We start from the raw sequence: 24,423 nt of genomic DNA on the forward strand, positions 1-24,423 counted from the left end.
CAGTTGCCAGTGACGCATGACTGCCGGAAAGCCCCAGCCTCGTCCGTATAATAGCCGAGGAGCACCGTAGGATCGACCGTGCCGCGCCGGTGACGACCAGAGTGCGGCGCGATGTCGCGATGCGTCGGGTTCCCCTGATCGTCACAACTTCTTCTTACGGGATCGTACTCATGGCCTTATTGAGGTTTCTGCGTTCCATCTTCCCACAGACCGAGACTGCCCGCCTCGATCGCGGCTGGATCATCGCCAATCACAAGCTAGTTTCCTTCCACGCCGCATTCTTGACCTCACTGCTCAGCATCTCCCCACTTGTCGCCTCGCGGCTGGATGTCATCCGCGAAATGTTTTTCGGGTTCGAGGTCTTCATCTCCATTGCGATGTGGTACGCCGCATGGCACGTCAATATCGCCATCCACGAGATCGGACACTACCTGGCCGCGGTTCGAACCAACAACTTGAGACCGGAGTTTGCCGCTCCGGCCCAGGCGTGTCTGAACCAGGGCCTGGTCGCCCGCTGGCTCTGGTACCTCGAGATGTTTGCGAAGATTCCCTACGGCGCGTTTCCGGGAGTGAATAAGGAGGCGGGCAGCTTCCATCCCAGCGTCAAGACGCAAAACCTCGCGGTTTCAGCTGCGGGCCCGGGGGCCAGCAAGGTGCTCGCCCAGATCGCGTTTTTGCCGGGTATCATCCTGATCTTGCTCGGCATGTACGGCAGAATCCCTGCGGCCGTGTATGCGGGAAGACTTCTTTTCACCATCGGCGTGGTCGCGCTCTTCGACTTCCTGATCGCCGACCCGGGAAAATACAAGGCATTCCACGAACGGCAGCGGGAGGCCGCCGCCCGCTCCGCGGAGGTCAGAGCTGCGGAGCCGGCCGCCGCCACCGCAGAAGGCCGCGGCGGCAAGCCAGCGGAGCTTCGCCGCAAGCTCCGGCTCCATCGTCTTCAGGAAGTGAAGCTGCCGGACGGCCGCGTCGTCTTTGCCCCCTGGGAGTTCCGCAACTCCATCATGGGCGGGCGTCACACCGAGGAGATGGGCGGGAACCTCAGCTTCCAGGAGCTGATGTTCATCCCCCTCACTGCGCAGGATTACATCGAGGCGCAGCGCGTCACCAACATGCTGCAAAGCCGCGCCATCCAGATCATCCAGGATTCCGAAGGCCTGAACTTCGTGGGGATCGGGCTTGAGGGCGGCATTGTCGCCTCCTACGCCCGCGAGAAGGGCGACATTCTCCCCGAGGAGCGCGCACTCCGCGTGGCCGTCCAGGCCATCGAGGAGTGCGGCTTCGTACCCGACCGCGATGTCTGCCTTGCCCTCGACCCCGCTGCCAGCGAGCTCAGCAATGCTTACCGCGAGAAGACCGGAGAAAAAGATTCCGTAGGCCAGTACTTGTTCTGGCGGGCCGAAGACCCAAGGGTTATGACCACCGACGAGATGGTCGAGCTCTATGAACGCTGGGTCAAGAAGTATCCCATCGTCTCTTTGGAGGACGCCTTCGCCGAGGACGACCACGAAGGATGGAAGAAGCTCATGAGGAGCCTCGACCAGGACATCCTCATCATCGGCGACGATCTAGTCACCACCAAGGACACTACGATCCAGAAATGCGCCGAAGAGGGGCTCATCAACACGGTGCTGATCAAGGCCAACCAGATCGGCACCCTCAGTGAGACCCTGCTCGCCACCCGCATGGCCAAGGACAAAGGGCTCTCACTGGTCGTCTCGCACCGCTCCAAGTCGCCGAACGAGGTCATGGAGGCCGACATCAGCTTCGCCATCGGCGCACTCGGCCTGAAATGCGGCGGCGGCGCCAATACCGAGCGTCTGGTCAAGTACAGCCGCATCGTCGAGCTGATCGAAATGGCCCAGAAGGGCCTCAAGATCACCCGCAAGCTCGATCCGAATTCCATCATCGCCGACATCTCCGCCCACGAGGAGCCGACCAACGCCGGCATTCCGACCGTCGGCGTGGTGGTGATGCTCGACAACGGCATGAAATTCGCCGCCGCCACCCCCCTCGGGACTTCCGCCGGCACCGACGAAGCCATTCACCTGATCGACAGCATTATCGAAGCCGGACCCTTGACCCGGAAGTTCCCCCAATACTTCGTCTCCAACGACCGGGATAAGACCTTCCGCTTCTCCGACGAGGCCAGGAAGTCCGCGCCCAAGGAGGGCGGCGAGCTCGCCGACCTCTGGATGCGGGCGAAGCGCTATGGCGGGAAAGGCTGTCTGAACGCCGTCGCCAACGTCACCGAAGTGGCAGCTCCGCGCTTCCTCGGCCAGAAGATCTCGAGCTTGGGGACGATCACCGACATCGACCGCGAGCTTCTGCTGCTCGAGCTCGATCTGGCCACCAAGCGCGGCAAGATCGCGCCCAACGCCCCCGCCGAAGAGAAGATCCGCATCATGCAGCGCAAGGCGAATCTCGGCATGAACGCCGTTCTTTCTCTTTCGCTGGCTCTCGGCCGCCTGATTGCCGCCCGCGATGGGAAGGAACTCCCTGAGGTGCTCCGCGACCTGGAACCCATCATTGACCGCGATTATCTGTACGGGCTCAAGGCTCAGGCTGCGAAGGAGGATAGGAAGGCGGCGGTGACCGTCTAGGCGTCGTCCGGTTGGGGCAGGGGGACACTTCCCTCCTGGCAGATCTTCTCCAGCTCTTTCACCGACCACGCCGCGCTGAAGTCATAGAACACCCGGTACGGCTGTTGCAGCAGCTCCAGCACCCGCCCCACCTGCGGGTCGCTCCAGTCCAGCATGGACTCTTTGGCTTCTCTCAGGGGCACGCCCGCCAGCTTCAACGTGATCAGCGCCTTTACGTTCCCGGGGTGAAGGTAGAGCTCGTCCAGCCCTTCCTTCAGGATCTTCTTGCGCGCCTGGAGCAGCTTGCGTTCCCCCATCTTGTGCAGCACCTGCATGTACTTCTCGAACAGGACCCACTCATTCACCAGCATGCCGATCTCCGAAGGAGTGAAGCACTTCCAGAAAGCCACCGGATAGCGGGACGACAGGAACCGCCCGATCATGAACGCTCCCGCCTCGTACCCGGAGATGCGGTCGCCCGCGCATTTCTCCAGCGCCCGCTTGAAGAACCGGATCTTGCGGTCCAGCGTCAGGATGTCGAACACCCGGTTCTGCACCAGGTGGTCGCCGATATCGCACTTCAGCACCTGCTCCACGTAACTCTGCTCGCGGTCGTCGAACCATTGGTTCACCAGTTGGCTGGCTTCCTCCGACTGGGTCCGAAGCTCGACATTCACCAGCCGCGTCACCTCATCCAGCGTCGAGATCTGCCCCACCGTCAGGCCCTTGATCAACTGCAGGTAATAGCGGTACGAGTAGGCAATCGAGCGGAAAGCTTCGGCCTCCTCCGGAGCGATCTCCACCGCCTCGCCTCGCATGTAGCGCAGCAGCCGGGCGGGCTTGAACTTTCCCTGCCCTTCGTACATCGCCTGCCGCCGCGACGAGACCGTGATCCAGTCTCCCTCCCGGATCTCCCTTCCGGCGGAGTTCACCAGCCGTCCGTCGGGATGCAGGGTCACGCCATTCTTCTCCAGGCTCAGCAGGGCGGGGATGCCCAGGTTCTGGCAAATGGTAACTACGTGGATGGCGGCCGAGGTCAGGCTGATGATCGCGTCCATTTCCCGCATCACCACCGTGTCGGTGGGAATGAACGTCTTCTTGCAGAGACACGCTTTCTCGCCCTGGCTCTTCGCCCGCAACGCCGCTTCGCCGGAGAAATACACTCTCGCCGACACCGCCGACCGCGGCAGCACCGCCACCCCGGTCGCGAAGCTGTTCAGCACGCTGTAGGCCTCCTGGTCGATGGCGTCGCTGCAAAGCTGCTTGATGTGGTACGGCCGGATGATCTCGGTCACACGCTTGCGCGAGATCGTCCCCGCCTTGTGCATGTCGACCACCGCGGTCAGCGCGGCCCGTCCCGCCATGCCCGTCTCGTTCAGTTGCAGCAGCGCGAACCACTGGTACCGGCTGGTCGCCTCCACCGCGAACTCGATCGTCACCGGCGACTCGAACTCGATCTCGAGCTCGGTCAGGTGCGGCGCGAAGTGGTATACGGCCGGGAACTTGCTCTTGATCTCCTCCCGGTCCGCGAACGCCGTCGATTCCACCTCCGCCGTTCCCGTCATCATCTCCTCGCCGAAGATGTTGCGCGCCGTCTGCAGTTCGCTCCCCGATCCGGTCTGGGTGTGCCGGCTGCACAGCACTCCCGCATACGCTTCCTCGGCCCGCACCGTGCACACCATCTTCTGCATGATCAGCGAGGGATACGGTTCGCTGCCCCGTTCGGTCCCCCGGCACAGCGTGAGCAGCAAGTCCTTGTTCTCCTCGTACTCCTCGTACGCGTGCTTGACGATGAACACGGCCTGCGTGAAGGGATCTTCCACCAGCCCGGGATCTGTCCTCCTTATGATCTCGGACAGTTGGTCGATCAGTTGCGCCACTTCGCTCGCCGACAGGCCGGAGCGCACCGCGCTGACTACCGCCGCGTACTGCTCGCTGTCCAGCGCGTTGCAGATATTCCTCAGGTTGTTCAGGAACATCCTGCGGGCTACGAACGAACCGTACATATTCTCCAGGCACGGCAGCGTTCTCTCCGTCACTCCCAGGTTCAGGTACGTGTCCATCACTCCCGGGAGATAGCGCGTGGTGGCGCTGCGGATGGCGAACACCAGCGGGTCCGGCGCGCTTCCCAGGCTCTGCAACGTGAGGATCTCCAGTTGCTCGATGGCCTCGGCCAGCTTCTTCTCCACCGGCACGTCGCGGTCCAGGTACGCCTGCGACGTCAGCACCACGAAGTCCGGCACCGGATACCCTTCCTGGCTCAGCCTCAGCAGGATGGACCCCTTCTGGCTGATGTCCTGGTCCGAGTGCGCTTCCTCACTGGTGCACGGGACCACGAATCGGCTCTCCGTGGCCCCACGTTTTGCCGTTTTGCCCAGGAAGGGATGTTTTTGCGTGAGGGCCAGCAGATCGCGCGCTGCTTGGGAGTCGCCGCCCCGCGATTGCAGGATCAGCGACAGGTAATGCCTGGACTTTTCGAGATCGTTGTCACACAGCAGAGGAATATCGATCTCGCTGACGACGATGCTGCCGCTCTCGCCCTCCTCCCCTTCGTAATCCACCACCGGCGGAGAATATCCGGGCAGGTCGGCGACCGCCTGCTCCCGCTTCAGATAGTGCTGCTCTTTCCGGGTCAGCAGGCTGCGCTGGTTGAAGTAATTCCCCCGCACTCGAAAATCGCGGATCTCCAGCGCTGTGAGCCGCTTCATACGCTTATTCTAACTATTCAACAGCAGCTCTCACTTCAGTTTTTATTCACTGCGCTGTGAAGCAAGTCTTGGCGCGAAGCGACGCTGAAGACTCTCTTGACGGCTGCCGCGGTGACTGGGGGACTCCCAAAAGCCAGGCCAGCAACGCCACCATAGGGGTCGAGCCTTGTGTCATCGACCGCATCAACCGCCTCAAGTTGCTGACCGTACAGGTCAGGGCGGGTCGTGCGCGGCGACGGTACAACCTGGTGAAATCGGACGGCCCCGTGGATCTAGTCTTTCAGTCGGTCAAGACGGGTGCGGCCATGCGCGACAACAACATCCTGTCGCGCCATATCAAGCCGGCCGCGCGCAAATTGGAACTGCCCTGGGTCAACTGGCGGTGCCTGCGAACCTCGCACGCCACCTGGATGATCGAGTCCGGAGCAAACCCCAAGGACGTGCAGGGTCAGATGCGGCACTCCCGCATCTCGACCACCATGGACATCTACGCTCAGTTCGTGCCGGAGTCGCAACGGCGCGCTCTGACCAAGATGTCCGAGATGGTGAATGCGCGCATGTCCCAGCCGACCGCGTCGAAGCCAGTGATTTCGGCAAAACCGCAGTCGCAGATGGTGAACTGAGTTCAATTGCAGCCAATTGCAGCCAAAATGGACGGGGACGCGCGATGCAAGTGATTGAAATGATGGTGGCCAGGGACGGAATCGAACCGCCGACGCCAGCCTTTTCAGGGCTGGCTTCGCCCATCGTCATCGTGTTCAATCACCAGCACTTAACTCCCCGAGCGGGCCGATCTTGGGCCAGTGTTTTGTGACCAAACGTGACCAATTGTGACATAGAGCTGTCGGTGTTTGCCTCACAGACACCAAGTATGCCGGGGTGGAAAACTCCTGGGCCTATCAACATCGAGCGACCGTAGGGGTAGCAACCCAAAGGGCGGGCTCGCGTACCTTCTCGCTGCTTCTTACGAGAGCGTGGAACGCCCGGCAGTCCTCCTCCTCGTGCACTCACGAACGACGATCTGTCGCACGAGGTAATCCTGCGAGCATGTCTGCCCTAACCACGAAGAATTCACACGATCACTCGTTCTGGCGGTAGAACGGCCCAGTCTGGTGTCTAATGAGCAATTGTGAGCAGACCGCTGGGGACGTCGAGAAGTAAGGATTGATCCGAGCGAACATCCTAGCCCAGCACCAGGAATGCGGAACGCGATGCTCGAAAATGCCCGGTCCAGACTGTTCGCAGTGCTGCTGGCCTGCGCCGCGCTGCTCCATCCTGGCGCGCTGCCGGCGGCGCCGGTAGCCGTGCGCCACACGGAGGGCGTAGTCCACGGCTTTCTAGTACTCCGCACGCTCGAGGGCAACGCCCTCGCTGACGGCGACGTGATTCAGGTCGCCCGTGGTGATCGGGTGACCAGCCAGCTGCTGTTCCGCTTCAAGGACGGCTCGGTGCACGACGAAACCGCTGTCTATTCTCAGCGTCGCAGCTTCCGACTCCTCCGTTATCACCTGGTGCAGAAGGGCCCAGCCTTCCCGCATCCGGTAGAAGTCTCCATCGACGGCTCCACCGGCCAGGTCACGGTCCGTTACACCGGCGACGATGGCAAGGAGAAGGTCGCGAGCGACCGCCTCCAACTGCCGCCGGACGTAGCCAACGGCCTGATCCTCACGCTGGTGAAGAACGTCGCACCGGATCAGCCGCGGACGACAGTGTCGATGGTGGCGGCCACACCAAAGCCGCGGCTGGTAAAGCTCGTGATCGCTCCCCAAGGCGAGGAGCCGTTCTCGATCGGCGGTTCCAAGCGCAGAGCCACGCATTACGTCTTGAAGGTTGAGATTGGGGGCGTAGCCGTGTGGCTGGCGCCGATGCTGGGCAAGCAGCCCCCAGACATCCACGTCTGGATCCAGAGCGGGGATGCCCCGGCCTTCGTTAGATTAGAGGGTTCGCTTTACCTGGGCGGCCCGATCTGGCGGATCGAGCTAGCCAGTCCAGCCTGGCCGGCAGCAGAGTCGAAAAACGGCACCGGCAAAGGCGAAAACAAGCGTTAGTCGGGCTTGCTTACGTAGCCGCGTCGCAGGGTCTTCCAAGTAGCTTTCCAGATGAAGCTAGGCACTAACCTGTACGGACACTAACTCCGGGCTGCACCGGGAGTTTTGGATGGATTTGACAGCGTCCTCAGCCGTGAATCTCCCCATAACCAGTGCCAGCTTACGGTCGGTTGTGGTCTGGACGGGAGTCCGATCGATCCGCAGCACGTAGGCAGGGGCACGAGTACCGCCACGGTTCACTTTTACGACAAATTTGGTGTTTTTCATGGTTTTTCCTTGGTCGTTCGTGAAGATAAAGAAAAGGAGGCGATATACGCCGCCCCCCATTTCTCTCACTTGGTGACGGTTTTACGCAACCTTGCTGTGAGCCTTGCCTTCGAGGGTCTTCTCGCCGCGAACATTGACCTTGATCTGCTTGGGCTTGGCTTCGGCCTTCTTGGCGAGGTTGATCTTCAGCACGCCCTTGTCATAGTCGGCGCTCACTTGTCCCGGATCCACGGAGCTGGGCAGCGTGAACGAGCGGGTGAAGCTTCCGTAGTGCCGCTCGACGCGACGGAAGTTCTCCTCTTTCTCTTCCTTCTCGATCTTGCGCTCGCCATGGACGGTGAGAGTGCTGTTCTCGATGCGGACATCGATGTCTTTTTCGTCGATGCCCGGGACTTCCATCTTCACGGTGATGTTGTGCTCATCTTCGTAGATGTCCACCGGCGGTGCGAAGCTGGTGGTTGTCAACGCCTCTTCCGGGCCTTCGGGGCTATACGACTCACGGAAAAGTCGGTTCATCAGGCTCATGCGGTCTTGCATGGTCGGAAACTCACGGAAAGGTTCCCAACGGGTCAATTGTGTCATGACTCAGTTCCTCCTCGGGGTGATCTAAGAGGGAAGACTTCAGATGGGCTGACTTAGTTCAGGGAACCTGAAAGAGGGGAAGGTGGTAACCACCTCAGTTGCATTATATCACGCGAGCAAGCTCGCAATGTTGCAGCCCCCTGGCCCGCCTGAATAAGTGATCCCCTGTCCGGTGCCAGCCTTACTTGACTTGAAATGAAAAAGCGCTCCGCTGGAGATGGAGCGCTTTTCTGTAAGAGGTCTGGGAACCTCTGTCTCTCAAGTAAGGTGACACTAACTCCGGCGGCAGCTTCAGACTGTTCAATATTGCACACTCCGAATCGCGGGTGGTCAGAACCGCCTGGATGCTGCTCTGGCCTGGCTTGTCGAGGGAGTCCGGCACATCTGATTAACGCGGTCGATTCGGTGTAACAGAAAAAGCCGCCCCGTGGGGCGGCTGACCTGTCCGCAGGAAATGCCGGGTGTGAAGCTTGTGGCGGATCAAAGCTGCCGCCGCTCCTACTGCGGCGTGGGTTTGTCATCCTTCTTTTTTTGTTCCTCGCGGGCTTTGTCTTTCTGGGCCTGCGTCTGCGGCGCCTCGGCCGACTTTACCGGTTGCGCTTTTGATGGTTGAACAGGTTGTGTACTCGGTGGCCGGTCGGACCGCTTTTGAGCGGCTTGCTCTTCGCGAGCCTTGTCCGCCTGCTGCTGGTAAGCCTTTTCCGCCTGCTGTTGAGCTGCTTGTTGCTGGCGAGTCTTTTCCGTCTGCTGCTGAACCGCCTGCTGCTCGTGAGCCTTCTCTGCCTGCTGCTGAGCCGCCTGCTGTTCTCGAGTCTTCTCCGCCTGCTGTTGAGCCGCTTGCTGCTGGCGAGCCTTGTCCGTCTGCTGCTGAACCGCCTGCTGCTGAGCTGCTTGCTGCTCTCGAGTCTTCTCCGCCTGCTGCTGAGCCGCCTGCTGCTCGTGAGCCTTCTCTGCCTGCTGCTGAGCCGCTTGCTGCTGGCGAGCCTTGTCCGTCTGCTGCTGAACCGCCTGCTGCTCGTGAGCCTTCTCCGCCTGCTGCTGAGCTGCTTGCTGCTCTCGAGTCTTCTCCGCCTGCTGCTGAGCCGCCTGCTGCTCTCGAGTCTTCTCCGCCTGCTGTTGGACTGCCTGTTGTTCGCGAGCCTTGTCGGCCTGCTGCTGTGCCGAAGGGGGCCGGTCGCCGCGAACTGGTTGAGGCTTCTCGGCTGGCACATTCGCCTGGACGTTGGCGGGCTTGCTCGCTGGCGCGTTCGACGGCTGCGCGTTGGCCGGCTGGCTGACCGGACGGTTTGTATTCGGCGTCGCGGGTTTACCCGGAGGCGCCTGCTTGACCATCGGGTGCTCCGCTGGAACGTTCGCCGGACGCAAACTTTCGACTTCATGCCGAGCGAGCGGCTGGCCGGGGTGCACTGCGAGCGCTTGCTGTTGCTTTGCAAAAGCCACAGGCGGCGGAGGCGGCGGCGCTTTTGCCACGACTGACCGGTTGGCGATCGCTGCCGGGGGCTGAGCCACATGGTCGGCGGCATGGGCTGATGTTCCAAGAACACTGTTCCTGGTTGGAGCCACCGCTGCCCTCGAAGTGACGGGCGCCGATGCAATCTGCTGCGGATTCACTGCGACAGCGGCCCTGGCCACCGGCTGTGCGCTCGTGAACGTGTTCTGTGGAACAGCGGTTACCCCGCCCCGCACTGTCCGGTTCGCGTATGTAACGTTCGTGATGTTGATGTTGTTTGTGGTTCGGTTGTTGTAGACGGTTGTGATGGTCGTGCTGCTGACCGTCGTGTTACTCACATTGACGCGGTCCACGTACCCACGGCTGGCGTTATAGCCGGGCACATAGACTTCTCTTGGCCCCAGAGGGAACCACCCCACATTGCCCCCGTAACCGCCTCTGCCTCTGGAATCCGACACGCCGAACTGCGGTCCGCCTATAAAGACCACCAGCGCGGGCGCATACACGGGCTGGACTTGCCTTGGTCCTGGCACCCAACCCCAGCTTCCTCTGATAGATACCCAACGGCCGTAGTGGAACGGTGCGTAACCCCACGGCGCGTCATCGACCCAGGTCCAGCCCCAGGGAGAGATCCAGGCCCAATGGCCATCGCGATAGGGAGCCCAGTCGGAAGCAACCCTGGTGGGCACCCAGACATTGCCGTAGCCCGGATCCGATCGCCAGGAACCGTAGTCGTCCAGGTCCTGGTAGCCGACGACGTCGGGCGAGACGTATCGCGCCGATTGGGATTCATCGTCGTGACGGTCGCGGCTCTGGCCCCAATCGTCAAAGTCATCATTGCGGCCCGCGTTGTAGATATCTCCATAGAGGTAATCCGTGCCGGTGAACGTGCCGCTCTGCCCGGCATGGAGGGTGTAGATCTGGCCACCGCCGGTCGATTCCCCCTCACCGCTGCGCACGGTCACGAACGTGGAGTTCCCATCTTCGCTGGCCTGAAGGCGGTATTGGCCTGGGCGCAGGATGGAAAACGCCTGATTGGACGTATCCACTTCGAAGATCTCGTCGCGGCCGAGCCGCTGCACGCGGATATCGAGCGTTCCTTCGGTGAGTTGGATCTGAACGGTGCGGTCGTCCAGGTTGAGGAAGGAAAAGCCAGTGCCGCCGTCCAGGCGGATCGTCGCCGAACCGGTATGCAATTCTGCGCGCGCCCCTTGGTCGGTCCACAGCCTGTCGCCGGTCGTCATGGGACGGTTGATGACAGCGGAGACCCAATCCGGTTCACCGGCCGGCTGGAAGGAGACCGAGCCCTGAATGTAGTTCAGGCGGGCCACGCGGCCCGGGGGATCGTTATCATCCGCGGCGGCCGCTTGCGGGAAAGTTAACGTCAGGAGCGCGGCCGCGAGCAGCGCGGCCATCCAACTCAGCCTCTTCTTCAGTTTTGTACTCATGGAAGTTGCTCTCTCTCTCTTCTCGCTAATAACGATTTTGGGGCAACGGTTGTCTGGAATGCACTGTGCCTCACAAGAATCGGCGTTTCGCTCAGCGCCCTCGGTATTGGTAAGGGGTAGGATTGAGGCCAATCAGAGGCACCCAGAACAGTACCGGGACGATCGGAGTAACCAGGACCAAACCCAGGCCGCGGCTCGTGGAATAACCCTACTGCCGACGGTACCAACCCGCGGATGGAGTCGTCTGTTCCGAAATGCTCACATCGACTGGGAAGGATCTATCAATCAAGAAGCGGGTGTAGGGTCACGGTGCCGGGATCCCTTCAATCACACGAAAGGCTGGCGACAGAGGTGGTTCCGAAGCCCAACGATACGGACCCATCTCAACGATGAGCATTATTGAACATCAAATCCCTTTCCCACTTGTTAGGATTTCACATCGCAATGATAAAAGCTCACAAATTCGTGCGCCGTGTCGGCGGAGCATTGGCAGTGTCGGTACTGTTTGTCTGCGCTCTAAGTCAGGTGTGCAGCGGCTACTCGGTGCTGACGCATGAACAGATCGTTGATCTGCTTTGGGACGAACAGATCAAACCCCTCTTGCTGCAGAAGTATCCCGGCACATCAGACGAGGAGCTGCGCGTGGCGCATGGCTATGCGTACGGCGGATGCCTGATCCAGGATATCGGTTATTACCCCTTCGGTAACCGGTTCTTCAGCGACCTGGTGCACTACGTCCGGAGCGGCGATTTCGTTCAGGCACTGCTTTCCGAGGCGACCGACGTCAATGAATACGCCTTCGCGCTGGGAGCGCTGGCGCACTACACCTCCGACATAACCGGGCATCCGTCCGTGAACACTGCCGTAGCTGACAGCTTTCCCAAACTGAGAGCCAAGTATGGCCCCCAAGTCACATTTGCCCAGAACAAGAAAGCCCACATCCAGACAGAGTTCGGCTTTGATGTCGTCCAAGTCGCCAAACAGCGTTACACGACGGACGCGTACCACAACTTCATCGGGTTTCAGGTCTCTAAACCATTGCTGGAACGGGCATTCCTGAAGACATACGGGATCGAGCTGAAAGATGTTGTGTCCAATATCGATCTATCCATCGGCAGCTTTCGCTGGTCCATCGGCCATGTCATTCCTGAAATGACTCGCGTCGCGCTCCTCGTCAAGAAAGACGAGATGGTCAAGGAAGACCCGACTTTCGCCAAGAAGAAGTTTCTCTTCAACATGAAGCGCACTGATTATGAGCGAGACTGGGGAAAGGGCTACCAGAAACCGGGGGCAGGCGCCCGGATACTCGCCGTACTTTTCAAGCTCGTGCCCAAGATCGGCCCATTCAAGGCGATCGGCTTCAAGATGCCAAGCCCGGAGACTGAGACCCTGTATCTGAAGAGTATCAACTCCACCGTAGACCAATATGGGATCTATCTCCGGGATGTGAAGGCGGACAAGCTCTCTTTGAAAAACACGGACTTTGATACTGGCAAGCCGACCGTAGCTGGGGAGTACGGGTTGACGGACGAAGCGTATGCCAAGCTGTTGGACAAGCTGGCGGACGCAAAATTCGCACACATGCTAGATTCACTGCGGCAAAACCTCCTGGACTTCTACAACACCACGAATGTTCCCGTTTACGCGAAGAAGAACCCCGAAAGATGGAATAAAGCGCTCAGGAATATTGCATCGCTCAAATCGATGGTTCCAGAAGCGACAACACCCGAGGCGCAGGAAGCACCTCGATCGAGCGACAACTTCGCACATCGATAATCCCTCTGGACCCTATGAATCTAAGCCGCCTCATCATCGCAATCGTGTTGGTAGTTTCTACCGCCGCCCTTGCACAAGGGCAAAGTCCCGTGGTGCCTGCGGGCGAACTCATTCATGCCGTCGTAGCAAATGAGCTCGGGGACCGCGTGCAGCAACTGAAATGGATGTATGTGATCGAGAAGCGAGTGGGAACCCAATCCCTCACGGAAGAGCAGGTGGAGACCAAGAGTGGCCCCGTCTACCGTGTACTCGCAATGGACGGCATACCGCTGACCCCTGACCAGCGGCAGCAGGATAACGCACGGATCGGCCGCCTTTTGCGCGATACCGGCCAGCAGTCGAAGCTCAAGCAACAGTATGACGATGACGAGCAGAAGCTGGAGACCCTCATGCGGGTGATGCCGGACGCTTTTCTCTACGACTACGATGGCGTCGATGGAGATCTTGTGCGGCTCAAATTCCGCCCCGACCCCAACTACAAACCCCCGAACTACGAAGCCCGGGTGGTGCACAGCCTTGCCGGAATCGTTCTGGTCGATCCGCGGCAGAAACGCCTGGCCAAGCTCTCGGGCCAACTCATAAACCGTGTGGAATTCGGGTGGGGGCTCTTGGGGCACATCGACGATGGCGGCACAATCGAGATTGGGCGCGTTCAGGTCGGACCTTCACAATGGAAGACGGCCCTGATCAATATTCAATTATCAGGGCGTCTGGTGTTCTTCAAGACGATCAGCAAACAGGAATACGAGACCCGGTCGGATTTCCGTACGGTTTCCGGTGCTCTTAGCCTCGTAGAGGCGAGCCAGCTTCTGGCTCGCTAGAATATTCTGAATAGTGTGCAAGATTGACCAGTCGCGCCATGTGCGCAAGCCGTACCATCCCGACCTGCGAGGCAATTCATAACTTCTGGAGGCTAATGATGAATCTAAAGATCGTGACGGGGATCATTGCGTTGTTCATGTTTGCGGGCGCGGCCGGACTGGCTATGGCAGAGGAGCCAACAAAGACCACCCATAAGAAAACGCGGACGCTCACGGGCTGCCTTCAGAAAGGCGAGGAAGCCCACGAGTACAATTTTGCCGCGAAGGACGGCAGCGCCTGGGAGATCAAGAGCGACAGCGTCAAACTCCACAAACATGTCGGGCATACGGTCAGGATCACCGGCGTGGTTTCCATGGCCAAACTGCACGGGATGAAGGAAGACGCGAAGGCGGAGATGAAAGAGCACGGCGTGGAGAAACACACCGCCGAGCGCGGCCATATGACGGTCACGCATTTGACCATGGTCAGCGACACTTGCCAGTAGTGACGCTCGGCACGCATGTTTCAGAGTAGGGTTCTGGACCCGCGGGTCTGTGGAAAACCCCGGCGGGCTGAGTTCACAAAGGCCTAACGCGGTCGTGATGGCGGTCCTGATCCTCTGGGACCGCCCTCGAACCTGAACCAGCCGCGCAGAAGCGGCGCAGCTCATTTCATGCTCTTGCCCGCAATCATCATGCCGGCGCCGCCCAAGATCATCACTGCACTGATGACCGGCGAGACGGTTTGACTGTGCTGAGTCTCAACTCCCATGGAGAAGTCCCCGGCCGAAAAGCCTTCACGCTCCTTGTGAGGAATGGGGACCACGAGCGACAGAACGCCCAGTATCAGCACGACGAGTCCAATCCAGGATATAGGTTTCATTGGTTTGGCCTTCCTTGCAACTCTCCGCTCAGCGTACCTGTTACCCCGCCGCATCTTGCTCAGTGGGCTGCTTAGGAGAGTTTGGGACGTCGCCCGATGCGAACGACAGTCTCATCGGAGCGCAGGCATCCTCACGACTACTTCGCGTGCAACGCCTTGCTTCACCCTACACGGCGCGGCGTCCAGTCGCCAGGTTGAAGATCAGGACCACCAGAGCCACAACCAGCAGCAGGTGGATCAGCCCCCCGCCCACGTTCAGGCTGAAACCAAGCAGCCACATAATCATGAGGATGACCAGGATCGTCCAAAGCATAATCGCCTTCTTCCGCATCGTCGGCACCCGAGACCTGACATTCTCCTCGGGTGCCACGTGCATTCCAGATCCAACTATTCCTTTACAACCTGTACGGCCTGCGCCTTCGCGCTTCGGACTGCGTTCAGGAACGATTCCGACTCAGGTGTCGCTGCGACTTTACCCAGCAGTACGCTCCGGGTCGTGACGTTATGCCCGTAGATGGCCTGCATGGAATCGTCGTCCCGACGAATCGAAGCACCCGACAACGTGAGCCCAGCAAAGGCGCCCTTGGCGCGAGAGTAGGTCAGGATCTCGGTCTCCAGCTTCCAATTCGTGTTAGCTGAAGCATGCCGTCCGACCGGTCCCGCTGCCGCCGAAGCGTCTGCTCCCAGTTGGAACTTGCTCGCCAGCAACTGCTGCATGCCTTTTTCATTCTGGATGATCATGACCAGGTCCACACCTTCGAGACCGATCTGCAATCCCCAGCTACCGCCGGTGATGGCAAAGAACGCTGGCGCGCTCCACCCATCGGCGGTGCGGCATGTGGCCACGCCGCGGCCATTTTCGGCACCGAACACAAGGCCACCCTTGATCATGTGCGGAACCACGGCTACGCACTTTGCGTGTTCCAGTACCTCTTCCGGAATGCCGTTATCCGGCGCGGCCATGATCTCGTGCAGCACTTTGCCTGCATTATTCAGGCGATCAATCGACGATTCGCGGTCCGATCCCGCCCAGCCCAGGCTGGTAAGACTCAGCAACGCGACTAACAAGATAAGTTTCTTCACAGTTCCCGCCTCTTTATCTTCTACCCCTGCGCCGCATTCGATCGAATTCGTAGCACACGGGGTACTTCTTACGTTAGACGGCTCACATGGCGCCGTCTGAGCAATAACGCTCAACCGACCGACGGCGATTCCCGGCCCCCAGTATGGGTTCTTGCACACGGTACCTATAAGTCGTCGTCGGGAAAGCCTCCGGTTGTTGGTTGGGCTCGCGCGTGACGGAAGGCAGAGAAACGAGGAGCCGGCCGCTAGCGGCCGGCTCTCTGTACGATTACCGATGCGTGGTTGCGCTTCGATTACCGAATTTCGCATCCATGGTCACTTTATATCGCGGCGGAGTCATTCACGGCTGTTCAACATTGCACACCCCGGGACAGGAGTGTTCAGGAAGCGGCGGGCGCCAAATGCGCTTTACGATAGCCGGCGATCGGCGTCAATGCGATCCGTGCATTGGGGCATCCTTCGTCAACCATTCGCGAAGAAGCTTCTTCCTCTTGGAAATGGCGATCGTTGCGCGTTGCTGAGACCCTGATCCGCGGAGACCTACTGGACTGGACAAGGCGATCGAAAGCATCTACGGATTCAGGAGTCTCCCACTGCACCGGCGGGAAGCGACGGACATTGTCCGGCCCCTCCAGTTGCCTGTTTCCGCACGATAGGCAAACTGCACCGAGCAGCTTGATCTCGGATTCCCTGGTGATTTCGCCCTCGCGTATGCCCGAAGATGCGGCGACGACCGGGCCTTTGCAATTCGTGCAACGATACAGTGACAAGTGAAGATATTGTTTTCGCATTCGGGATCCACTTTCGTCTGGCAAGTGAAGGTCCTCTCGACACCTAGTCGTTCAACGAGACGCTTGGAGCGTGCTCAGGGGATTCGCATCGGTGATCTGGTAATCGGTGTAATCAATCGTCAATTCGGCCCGGCCACCCAGGCGGATCCGGCTGACGCTGTGATTGTGTTGCGGAAGCCAGAAGTCGCTGACTTTGACATACACATGTTCGACTTCGGTGTTCTTTGTCCAGAAGGAAGGACTTTTTGAGGGCTCCGCTTCGATCCTGGTTACGGCAAAGTCGTCGCCGTCCACCCAGATCCGCCCACGGTATAGAAACTTGCTCTTCATCTTCGGCTCAACCGCAAGAATGTACGTTGAACCGGTGGGAGTGCTTTCGTATGCGGCCAGCGTGAAGACATAGTTGTCGTTGTCGAGAGCGGTGCGCCTTTGGTTCTCCGCCTCGAGCGCTTCCTGCTCGCTTTGCAGGAGTTTCTTGAACACCCTGTCGATGATCAGCTGGGACCCGGCCTGAGACTGGATAGTGAACTCTTTGGATTCCGGCGATCGGTACCTCACCGCCACCACCATCTCCGCACTTCGGGTGCCTGGGAAACCGCGGTATTCAATATGGTAGGTCCGGCTCCCCTGATAGGCGCGGAGTGCCTGTGCCCGCTGGCGGTTCATCCGAACGAGGTTCTCTACGACCTGCTCGGCGTCGAGCGGAGCAGGAGGCATGGAGACCGCGGACTGCGACTCTTGTGCGGCCGCAGGCTGCCGCAGGCCCGTCCCGAAGAACAGCAACAAGACCGCGAAATGGAAGCACCACGCTTTCTTCATATGGACCCCTGTACCGAACTTGGTGCCGAGATGCTGAGCTCGATCGGGAGGTGTACCATAACAAGAGTCTCACAGGGAGCAACGCGATACTGTGCACATTTGGCCACCGCAGCTCTGGCGGCGGTTGGCTCCGGGTAAGCCTTAAGGAGGCGCCGAAGGGTGTTCTATTTTGAACAGACATCGGTTGGTTGAGACATAGATGATGGCGTCTTCATCGGCAGTATTCCCAACCTGCAGCCGGAGGTTTTTCCATGGCCAGTTCACGTGCGCGGCTTCTACTTGTCGACGACGAACCCGCCATTCGCGAGGTCACATCTGCTCTGCTGGCATGGGAAGGTTACGACGTGAGTACGGCGGAAGATGGCGTGGAGGCAATGGGGCAACTGGTGGAGCCATTACCGGATCTGGTGATCTCCGACTTGAGAATGCCGCGTATGTCCGGATTTGAACTGTTGACATTGGTCCGCGAACGGTTCCCTCATGTTCCAGTGATCGCCATGAGCGGAGAGTTTTCTGAAAAGGAGCTGCCGGCCGGGATACTCGCTGACGCGTTCCTACAAAAGGGATCTTTCACCATTCACCAGCTGTGCTCGAAGATCGCTGAGCTGATATCTACGCCTCCGCAGCGGGGACGAGCGTGTATGCAGATCCGTTCATGACAAATGAAGAAAGACAAAGCCTGACCCGTCTTGTCGAGGCACTGTTCCTGGAAGTCGTGTCCCTGCAGACCGTCCTGATCCAAGATCATGCGGCGAGCGATTGGGAGATCCGCAGGAACGCGATCCTCGGCGACCGCCAGATGCGGACTGCGACCCGCGAGAGATTCAGAACCGTGTATGAAGGGATCACAGCAGGAGTGGACGACTCTCATTTCCTGGAACTGCTCTCTACGATGCGCGCCACAACTCGCGTCGAGGGAATAGTGTCATGACCTCACGTCGAACATCCAAGAGCAAATCCCCGTTGGACACGGTCTCCGCGCGACAGCATCTCGCCTCGATCAAGCGTCGACTGCGACGGCTTCAGCGCGAGGCCGCCAGCCCTCGCCGTTTCCAAGCGCTATCGCCACCAACCAGCAAATAAGAGCTCCGAGTGTGCCAAAGAGTCTTAAAGAGTGGCGTATTCGAGCCGGCCGATATTCAGTTTTTCAGCTCACCTGCGAACGTCTCCAGGAGGGAGACGGCGCGGCCAGCGTCGCTGTCCGGATTCGGCAGCCTGCCGTTGCGAGCTTTGAATTCCTTAACCGTCCCGTTCAGCCTCTCCAGTTCGTCAAGCGCGGCCTGGAGCTTGGAGTTTGTCATTCCACTCCTCCTTTGCCGTCCTACGCTACCAACTGCACACCCGCTATGCGTTCTGTCGTCCGGCCTTGGACGCCACAACACCTCGTGCCATAGTTTATCGGCTACCCGCACCCGGAAGATGTGCAAAATTGACCTCCCCGCTGACGTGTCCGCGGGCTATGCATCGCTGCACAGTCGCAGATCTTCCGGAAGAGTTTGAGCGATTTCTAACACCGCTTGACCCAGTCTATCGAAGAGTGGCCATCGGGGAGGACATAATGTCGCCAAAACTCATGCCAGGAAGATGCGCCCAAAGGGAGCTCACCCAATATTCACAGACGAGGTTCCAGTACCCTCTGGTCGTGGATGAAAACACCTTTAGATAATCGATCGCGCCGCCTGAAAGGTGCGAAGCTGATGAGCGACGAGACAGTGACTCACGAAGGCGTGAGCTACCATATTTCGCAAAATCTACCGCCGCTGAAGTGCCACGTAGACACGCGCTCTCGTTGTCTCGGAAGCGGCCAGATGTATGGACGGGACTGCAGTGAATGCAACGGCCGCGGCTTGTTGTTCCCGGCACTGCTGAGTGAGCACTATTGACCAGCGGGATTGTGTCCCTCCCACTAAGCTGGATCACTTCAGGTGCACCGGCATTCAGGGCCTCACGTCGAGCTTCCGCGTGCCCGAGCGGGGTAGCACGGGATTCGTAAGGATCGGCCATGGCGAATGAACGCAGTCTTGTCTTCAATTCCAAGAGATTCCTCCACAAGATCGGCAGTCAGAAGACCACCCGACTTTATCGAAAGAAGCAGACCATCTACTCGCAAGGGGATGCCGCGGAAGCAATGTTTTATATCCATACCGGGATCGTGAAGCTCACAATCCAATCCAAGCAGGGCAAGAAAGCGGTAGCCGCCATCCTGGGACAAGGCGACTTTTTCGGCGAGGGCTGTCTGGCAACCCGATCCCGGCGGATCTCGACGGCAACGGCCATGGAGCCGTCCACGATCGTTCGAGTCAGGAGAGCAACCGTCCTCCATATCATCCACGAAGACCCGGCCTTCGCAAAGCTCGTCATTTCACACCTGCTGGCCCGTAACGTGCGCATCGAGGAAGACCTGGTCGACCACATTTTTAGCTCCAGCGAGAAGCGGCTGGCTCGGTTGCTGGTGCTGCTGGCGAATGTTGGAAACGGTTCAAACTCGGGGCGCTCCCACCTCAAGGTGAACCAGGAAACGCTCGCGGAGATGGTCGGCACTACCCGCTCCCGGGTGAGTTTCTTTATGAATCGGTTCAGGAAGTTGGGTCTCATCAACTACAACGGAAGCTTCCAGGTGCACGAGTCACTGCTCACCTTCCTGCTGCATGACTAAGAACGACAGGCCGCACCAAAAAGACTTGTCGTACGGGCACACAAAATACCAACAGCGACGCCGGAGCCCACCCAGGCCGGATTGCCAGTCCGGGGAGCAGGGCTAGCGACGCCGTTGTCAGGAGGAATGCAATGAAGCCTTTACTTTGGATCGGAGTGATCGTTTTCGCGTTGGGGATCGCATCTTTCTTCGTGCCGTTTCCCCAACGTGAAAGACAAACAATGAGCGCAGGAGGGATGTCGGTAGGGGTCGAGACCACCCACACCCAGACACTGCCTCCGGCGGCGAGCCTGGTCATGATGGTCGGGGGCGCGATGATGGCGGTAGCGGGTGGCGTGCTTCGAAAGGGCAACGCATGACTTCCGTCGCAGCGTCTGTGCCGGTGGTGACGACGACTACCTGGTCACCGCATCCGGATTAGTCGTGCGTGTGAGCATCATTGCTCAGACGGCCGGCGCTACAGTTGGTAACCTCGCTGTGATTGGCAAAGTTTCTCGGAAGGAAATGAAATGCTAGGAACCATTTTCATCGTCGTCCTGCTTCTGCTGCTGGTGGGAGCACTCCCAACATGGCCGCACAGCCGCAACTGGGGTTATTTCCCGAGTGGCGGCCTGGGGATGGTCCTGGTGATTCTGATCATCCTGGTGCTACTGGGTCAACTTTAGTTGGCCTGAGGCGCCTGACGTCGGAGTTACAAGCTCAACAGCCCATGAGTCGGGTTGGCTCCACCGGCGTCTGCCTTGGTAGGCTCTCGCGTCGGCTGTTGGATCGATCGTCATTCGTCTTGTGAAGCTGCTGGTGTCGAGACCGGTGCGCTAAAGCAAGGGGGCCTAGTGCCCAAGATTCGGCCCCATTTACTGATTTGCCTGCTCCTTTGCGGCGCGATTGTGCCCGGGGTGGCACTCGGGGCGCCGGCGAGCCCCGCAGGCTCGTGGCGGGCTGAGGCCCAGGTCTCCCACGCGCCGGAACTCGACGCCGGCTATCGCTTGCTTTACGAACTTAAGCCGGTTGAAGCTCGTGCGCAGTTTGCCGTCTGGCAGAAGGCCCATCCGGGAGACCCTCTGGGCAGCGCCTCGGAAGCCGCGAGCTATCTGTTTGAGGAATGTTACCGGCAGGGTGTCTTGACCTCCGAGTTTTTTCTGAACGACAAGCGTTTTCTGGGCAAGATCGCTCTCAAGCCGGACCCGGCACTGCGCGCGGCATTCTTCGCCGCGGTCCAGCAGGCGCAAGACCTGGCGCGGCTTCGCATCCAGGTAGACCCGGACGATGCGAACGCCCTGTTTGCCATGACGCTGAGCCTGGGCATGCAGGCCGACTATGCCAGCCTGATCGATAAGCGTCAGATCGAAAGCCTGCGCATGATCCGCGAGGCTGACAAGTTTGCCAAGAAACTATTGGCGGTCGCCCCGGATGCCGCCGATGCCTACCTCACCCTGGGCGCGGCCAATTACATCATCGGGAGCCTGTCGGCGCCCAAACGGTTCTTCCTCCGCCTCGCGGGGATCCGCGGCGATAAGAACAGCGGCATAGAGCAGCTCGAGATTGCCGCCGCGCACGGCCGCTACCTCAAGCCGTTCGCAAAGATTTTGCTGGCGATGGCGGCCTTGCGGGAGAAGAAGCCAGAAGTGGCGCGCACGCAACTTATGGAGCTGGTCGCGGAGTTCCCGGAGAACCCCCTCTTTGCGCATGAGCTGGCCACACTCAATGCTTCTTCTGCTCCGGCTATCCCACCCCAGGGGATGTAAGGCCGAGTCTGCCCCACACAATGAAAAAGCCGCCTCGCGGGCGGCTTTGTGAAACATGGAACCTGACCAGGCTACCGGAGCAGCTTGCGGCGAATGCTTCCCACCAACGCTGCTAACCCTGTCGCTACCAGAGGCAAGCTGGAGAGCTCGGGCACGGGAGCGGGACCGGGACCGCCACCGCTACCGTTAAAGCCACCGCCACCTTCGCCAGTAGTGCCCTCGCAGCCAATGGATACCAGGTTCTCAATTCCTGTAGTCGCGTTCTGTCCGGCAAACGTCACTTGACCATTTCGCGCCAGGGCTCTACCGCATCCAATGGTTGCGCCGGGGTCGAAGTTGATGTCCGTGAGCGCAAGAATATTTCCGTAGAACACAGTGTTGTCACCGAGAGTCGCGGAGCTGCCGACCACCCAAAACAGGCCGTCACTTGGGGAGAGACCGCTCACATCAATAGCCGAGTCGGGTGCGGTGATCAGCGTGCTCGGTGTGTAGAAAATGAATTGCGAACCGGCGACGCCCCCGTCGTTGAGAAAGATCTTTCCCGTCAAAGACGCCGCGGGAGCAAAGTAGACGCCCGGCGCGTAGGTCCCACTCAGGACACCACCAGGCACTAGAGAACCGCCTAGGCCCAGGGCTTGTAGAGTAGTGAACGCAGTGGTGAGATCACTCTGAGCCTGCAGCGCGACCCCATCAGCTAAATGTACCGTTCCATTGATGACCGTGCCCGGACCCGTGGTCGGACAGGTCCCAAAGCCAGAACACGTGCTCCCCGGACTGACACCCAGACTTCCGTTGACAACAGTCGCGCCGAGAACTCCGACGCCGGCGTTGGTCACCGTCGAACCCGCCAGGACCGCAAAACTATCCGCTGTATTGAGGGTGTCCGCACGGGCGCCGAATGCCAGTAAGGGTAAGAGCAACAAACAAACGCAAAGTGATTTCATTAGTGTTTCCTCCGACGCTTCACAGCTGTTGCGAAGCGACTATTGCCACCTGGGATCGAAACGCCTGTGAACAAATCTGACAGACCCATCCCCCTTCTGTATGTCCAAAATTGCTCACCTCCGCTAATTCGGAGCTCCGCTCCGAGTCGAGCAAAACTGCTCCCTAAGGACCAGCCGACCAACTCGGGGTCCGTTCCCCTCTCACTGGGCCTCCTTCTTGGGAGCAGCTTTCTTCTTGCCGGTGCCGTGAGTCTCGGCGGTAGCCGTCTGGGTCACGACTTCGGTGCCTGCTTCGCTGAAGGTAGCCCCGGCAGGAACGACCCACTGTTCCGTGCTCATGGCATCGGCGCTGCCGGTGCGGGTCTCGATGCGCGCGGGATCGATACCCTTCTCCTTGACCATGTAGTCCTTGACGTTGGCGGCACGCTGACCGGCGACATTCTTTGCTTTCTCGGTGGCGCCACGATTGCCGACGACCACGCCCTTAGCGTCAGGGTCGCGCTGCAGGCGGAGCGCATAGTCGTCGAGAGCGGCCTTGCAGGCGTTATCAACTCGTGCCGGCTTGGCCTTGTTGGTGTAGCCGCACTCGTTCAGCTTGCTGGCCTGAAGCGGAGGCGGCGGGTTCTCTACGTTGACGTTAGCTTCGCCGTTGCTGGAGAGACCGCGGTTATCGGTGCAGGTGGCGCTGACCGTGACCGGACCGGCGCCCACGCCCGCGGTATCCAGGGTGGCGCTGCCCTCGCTGCCGCTGACCTTGCCGGAGCTGGAGCTCCAGTTGCCGATGCTCACCGAGACCGGGGGCCGGTACTCCGGCCCGCTGTCCGGCGTCGAGCAGGTGCAGGTGACGTTGGAAGGAGTGCCCGACTGCACGGTCCCCGGATAGGCGGAGCAGGAGATCTGCGGCGGGTGCTTGGCGCGTTCCCTGATGGCGAATGCGGTGTTGCAGGCGGCCATGGCCTTGGCGTTCCTGGCGTCGGTCACGTGCATGTTGACGGTGTAGCTGCCGGGATTCAGGCCTTTGGTGTCCACGCTGGCGGAGGCGTCCTTGCCGCTGATGGCGCCGCCGGTGGAGGTCCAGTTGTAGCTCAGCGTGTGCTTGGGATTGAATCCGCTGGTAGTGGCCGTGGCCTGCACCGGCTCGCCGGCAAAGACTTCGGTCGGCTGTACCGAGCAGGTTGCGCCGGTTGGCGTTACGATCCGTTCCCCGCCGAACATCAAGACAATGCCCGTCTGCAGTCTCACTCCTCGCACATCGGTGGTCCCGACCAGCGCCGCGGGAGGAAATTGGTGATTTGAGAACACGAAGTCTGCCCGCAAGAGCCGCAGCGCGAAATGCCTGCTGATCGGAACATCGACTCCGCCGCCGAGCATGAATCCGAACGCGTTGCTGCTGCCGACCAGCGGCACTTGATCTTCGGTCAGGCGATGCCAGCCCACCAGACCCTCAACGAACGGCGCGAAATGCTCGCGGCGGTAGGTCAGTTTGGGCCCGAACGAGACGTTGTAGAACTGCGCGTCGTCCAGCAACGCCAACTGCGCCGGGGTCTCACCACTTCCCCAAAGCGTCCCGCTGAAATCCGCCGTGAGCCCGAACCAGCGATTGAAGTTGTAGGTGACGCTGGCGCCGAGACCGCGAGGGTTCCCCTCCTGGTTTGCGTCGATGATCGGATTAATGGCGTGCAACCTGGCGTTGGGATAAATGAAGGAGTATCCGCCAAAGATCTCCCACTTTGGTGCGGGTTGTTCTTGCGCACGCGCTAGATCACCCAGGAAGAACAGGGCTACGACCAGTGCCACGAACCTTAGTGCAAGCGGGCCAGGATTGCTTTGCGAGTGAG

Annotated in this window: 22 protein-coding genes and 1 tRNA gene; 12 read left to right on the plus strand and 11 right to left on the minus strand. The window is 59.8% G+C overall.

The genetic code is table 11. From position 1 onward, the window contains the following. Positions 1-119 precede the first annotated feature (119 nt). On the plus strand, positions 120-2,606 hold the full coding sequence (locus LAN37_07065; protein ID MBZ5646969.1) for a hypothetical protein: 2,487 nt from the start codon (positions 120-122) through the stop codon (positions 2,604-2,606). On the opposite strand, the gene LAN37_07070 is transcribed toward LAN37_07065, so the two are convergent. Then, positions 2,603-5,293, minus strand: coding sequence for a hypothetical protein (locus LAN37_07070; protein ID MBZ5646970.1), 2,691 nt, complete (start codon positions 5,291-5,293; stop codon positions 2,603-2,605). The genes LAN37_07065 and LAN37_07070 overlap by 4 nt on opposite strands. 68 nt (positions 5,294-5,361) lie before the next feature. Between LAN37_07070 and LAN37_07075 the strand changes: the two genes are divergently transcribed. Next, a complete protein-coding gene (locus LAN37_07075; GenBank protein ID MBZ5646971.1) occupies positions 5,362-5,916 on the plus strand; it encodes a tyrosine-type recombinase/integrase in 555 nt (184 codons plus the stop codon). 63 nt (positions 5,917-5,979) lie between these two features. On the opposite strand, the gene LAN37_07080 is transcribed toward LAN37_07075, so the two are convergent. Further along, a tRNA-Phe gene (locus LAN37_07080) sits at positions 5,980-6,073 on the minus strand. A gap of 524 nt (positions 6,074-6,597) precedes the next feature. Here LAN37_07080 and LAN37_07085 point away from each other — a divergent pair. Further along, positions 6,598-7,341 (plus strand): hypothetical protein, encoded by a 744-nt coding sequence (locus LAN37_07085; protein MBZ5646972.1) that lies wholly within the window; start codon positions 6,598-6,600, stop codon positions 7,339-7,341. A 348-nt stretch (positions 7,342-7,689) separates the two neighbouring features. On the opposite strand, the gene LAN37_07090 is transcribed toward LAN37_07085, so the two are convergent. Together LAN37_07090 and LAN37_07095 are read right to left on the minus strand one after the other, a co-directional pair. Further along, positions 7,690-8,190, minus strand: a complete 501-nt coding sequence (locus LAN37_07090) for an Hsp20/alpha crystallin family protein (protein ID MBZ5646973.1) — start codon at positions 8,188-8,190, stop codon at positions 7,690-7,692. Positions 8,191-8,688: 498 nt separating this feature from the next. Then, the gene (locus tag LAN37_07095; GenBank protein MBZ5646974.1) at positions 8,689-11,088 is read right to left on the minus strand and encodes a hypothetical protein; all 2,400 of its coding nucleotides are present in this window, start codon (positions 11,086-11,088) and stop codon (positions 8,689-8,691) included. Positions 11,089-11,487: 399 nt separating this feature from the next. On the opposite strand from LAN37_07095, the gene LAN37_07100 reads away from it, so the two are divergent. The 3 genes from LAN37_07100 to LAN37_07110 all read left to right on the plus strand — a co-directional run bounded on the left by LAN37_07100 (position 11,488) and on the right by LAN37_07110 (position 14,170). Continuing rightward, complete coding sequence (locus LAN37_07100; GenBank protein ID MBZ5646975.1) at positions 11,488-12,864, plus strand: zinc dependent phospholipase C family protein; 1,377 nt, start codon at positions 11,488-11,490, stop codon at positions 12,862-12,864. A gap of 14 nt (positions 12,865-12,878) precedes the next feature. Further along, a complete protein-coding gene (locus LAN37_07105; protein MBZ5646976.1) occupies positions 12,879-13,685 on the plus strand; it encodes a hypothetical protein in 807 nt (268 codons plus the stop codon). 95 nt (positions 13,686-13,780) lie between these two features. Beyond that, complete coding sequence (locus LAN37_07110; GenBank protein ID MBZ5646977.1) at positions 13,781-14,170, plus strand: hypothetical protein; 390 nt, start codon at positions 13,781-13,783, stop codon at positions 14,168-14,170. A gap of 161 nt (positions 14,171-14,331) precedes the next feature. On the opposite strand, the gene LAN37_07115 is transcribed toward LAN37_07110, so the two are convergent. From LAN37_07115 to LAN37_07130, 4 genes are all read right to left on the minus strand, one after another. Next, positions 14,332-14,547, minus strand: coding sequence for a hypothetical protein (locus LAN37_07115; protein ID MBZ5646978.1), 216 nt, complete (start codon positions 14,545-14,547; stop codon positions 14,332-14,334). A gap of 166 nt (positions 14,548-14,713) precedes the next feature. Further along, the gene (locus tag LAN37_07120) at positions 14,714-14,860 is read right to left on the minus strand and encodes a lmo0937 family membrane protein (GenBank protein ID MBZ5646979.1); all 147 of its coding nucleotides are present in this window, start codon (positions 14,858-14,860) and stop codon (positions 14,714-14,716) included. Positions 14,861-14,934: 74 nt separating this feature from the next. After that, on the minus strand, positions 14,935-15,630 hold the full coding sequence (locus LAN37_07125) for a lipid-binding SYLF domain-containing protein (protein ID MBZ5646980.1): 696 nt from the start codon (positions 15,628-15,630) through the stop codon (positions 14,935-14,937). An 842-nt stretch (positions 15,631-16,472) separates the two neighbouring features. Continuing rightward, positions 16,473-17,207: a hypothetical protein gene (locus LAN37_07130; GenBank protein MBZ5646981.1), complete on the minus strand. Its 735-nt coding sequence runs from the start codon at positions 17,205-17,207 to the stop codon at positions 16,473-16,475. A 284-nt stretch (positions 17,208-17,491) separates the two neighbouring features. On the opposite strand from LAN37_07130, the gene LAN37_07135 reads away from it, so the two are divergent. Together LAN37_07135 and LAN37_07140 are read left to right on the plus strand one after the other, a co-directional pair. Beyond that, positions 17,492-17,899 carry a response regulator gene (locus tag LAN37_07135; GenBank protein MBZ5646982.1) on the plus strand — a complete coding sequence of 136 codons (408 nt, stop codon included), beginning with the start codon at positions 17,492-17,494 and terminating at the stop codon, positions 17,897-17,899. After that, positions 17,896-18,171, plus strand: a complete 276-nt coding sequence (locus tag LAN37_07140; protein ID MBZ5646983.1) for a hypothetical protein — start codon at positions 17,896-17,898, stop codon at positions 18,169-18,171. The genes LAN37_07135 and LAN37_07140 overlap by 4 nt, the downstream gene beginning before the upstream one ends. Positions 18,172-18,379: 208 nt before the next feature. On the opposite strand, the gene LAN37_07145 is transcribed toward LAN37_07140, so the two are convergent. After that, a complete protein-coding gene (locus tag LAN37_07145) occupies positions 18,380-18,541 on the minus strand; it encodes a hypothetical protein (protein MBZ5646984.1) in 162 nt (53 codons plus the stop codon). Between the two features lie 701 nt (positions 18,542-19,242). On the opposite strand from LAN37_07145, the gene LAN37_07150 reads away from it, so the two are divergent. From LAN37_07150 to LAN37_07165, 4 genes are all read left to right on the plus strand, one after another. After that, positions 19,243-19,896 (plus strand): Crp/Fnr family transcriptional regulator, encoded by a 654-nt coding sequence (locus LAN37_07150; protein ID MBZ5646985.1) that lies wholly within the window; start codon positions 19,243-19,245, stop codon positions 19,894-19,896. Between the two features lie 131 nt (positions 19,897-20,027). Next, entirely contained in the window at positions 20,028-20,255 is a 228-nt protein-coding gene (locus LAN37_07155) for a hypothetical protein (GenBank protein ID MBZ5646986.1), read from the plus strand. 150 nt (positions 20,256-20,405) lie between these two features. Continuing rightward, positions 20,406-20,561 (plus strand): DUF3309 domain-containing protein, encoded by a 156-nt coding sequence (locus tag LAN37_07160; protein ID MBZ5646987.1) that lies wholly within the window; start codon positions 20,406-20,408, stop codon positions 20,559-20,561. A gap of 168 nt (positions 20,562-20,729) precedes the next feature. Beyond that, positions 20,730-21,641, plus strand: coding sequence for a hypothetical protein (locus LAN37_07165; protein MBZ5646988.1), 912 nt, complete (start codon positions 20,730-20,732; stop codon positions 21,639-21,641). 71 nt (positions 21,642-21,712) lie between these two features. Here the strand turns inward: LAN37_07165 and LAN37_07170 are convergent, their stop codons facing one another. Both LAN37_07170 and LAN37_07175 read right to left on the minus strand, forming a co-directional pair. Then, a complete protein-coding gene (locus LAN37_07170) occupies positions 21,713-22,585 on the minus strand; it encodes a DUF3494 domain-containing protein (GenBank protein ID MBZ5646989.1) in 873 nt (290 codons plus the stop codon). Positions 22,586-22,786: 201 nt separating this feature from the next. After that, positions 22,787-24,382, minus strand: coding sequence for an outer membrane beta-barrel protein (locus LAN37_07175; protein MBZ5646990.1), 1,596 nt, complete (start codon positions 24,380-24,382; stop codon positions 22,787-22,789). Positions 24,383-24,423 lie beyond the last annotated feature (41 nt).

The organism is Terriglobia bacterium, from assembly GCA_020073495.1.
GTDB lineage: Bacteria > Acidobacteriota > Terriglobia > Terriglobales > Acidobacteriaceae > JAIQFD01.

Bases quoted from the DNA above. Each gene is read 5' to 3' on its own strand.
- LAN37_07065 (MBZ5646969.1), top strand. From the start codon at position 120: ATGCGTCGGGTTCCCCTGATCGTCACAACTTCTTCTTACGGGATCGTA.
- LAN37_07070 (MBZ5646970.1), bottom strand. From the start codon at position 5,293: ATGAAGCGGCTCACAGCGCTGGAGATCCGCGATTTTCGAGTGCGGGGG.
- LAN37_07090 (MBZ5646973.1), bottom strand. From the start codon at position 8,190: ATGACACAATTGACCCGTTGGGAACCTTTCCGTGAGTTTCCGACCATG.
- LAN37_07095 (MBZ5646974.1), bottom strand. From the start codon at position 11,088: ATGAGTACAAAACTGAAGAAGAGGCTGAGTTGGATGGCCGCGCTGCTC.
- LAN37_07105 (MBZ5646976.1), top strand. From the start codon at position 12,879: ATGAATCTAAGCCGCCTCATCATCGCAATCGTGTTGGTAGTTTCTACC.
- LAN37_07110 (MBZ5646977.1), top strand. From the start codon at position 13,781: ATGATGAATCTAAAGATCGTGACGGGGATCATTGCGTTGTTCATGTTT.
- LAN37_07115 (MBZ5646978.1), bottom strand. From the start codon at position 14,547: ATGAAACCTATATCCTGGATTGGACTCGTCGTGCTGATACTGGGCGTT.
- LAN37_07120 (MBZ5646979.1), bottom strand. From the start codon at position 14,860: ATGCTTTGGACGATCCTGGTCATCCTCATGATTATGTGGCTGCTTGGT.
- LAN37_07135 (MBZ5646982.1), top strand. From the start codon at position 17,492: ATGGCCAGTTCACGTGCGCGGCTTCTACTTGTCGACGACGAACCCGCC.
- LAN37_07140 (MBZ5646983.1), top strand. From the start codon at position 17,896: ATGACAAATGAAGAAAGACAAAGCCTGACCCGTCTTGTCGAGGCACTG.
- LAN37_07145 (MBZ5646984.1), bottom strand. From the start codon at position 18,541: ATGACAAACTCCAAGCTCCAGGCCGCGCTTGACGAACTGGAGAGGCTG.
- LAN37_07150 (MBZ5646985.1), top strand. From the start codon at position 19,243: ATGGCGAATGAACGCAGTCTTGTCTTCAATTCCAAGAGATTCCTCCAC.
- LAN37_07155 (MBZ5646986.1), top strand. From the start codon at position 20,028: ATGAAGCCTTTACTTTGGATCGGAGTGATCGTTTTCGCGTTGGGGATC.
- LAN37_07160 (MBZ5646987.1), top strand. From the start codon at position 20,406: ATGCTAGGAACCATTTTCATCGTCGTCCTGCTTCTGCTGCTGGTGGGA.
- LAN37_07170 (MBZ5646989.1), bottom strand. From the start codon at position 22,585: ATGAAATCACTTTGCGTTTGTTTGTTGCTCTTACCCTTACTGGCATTC.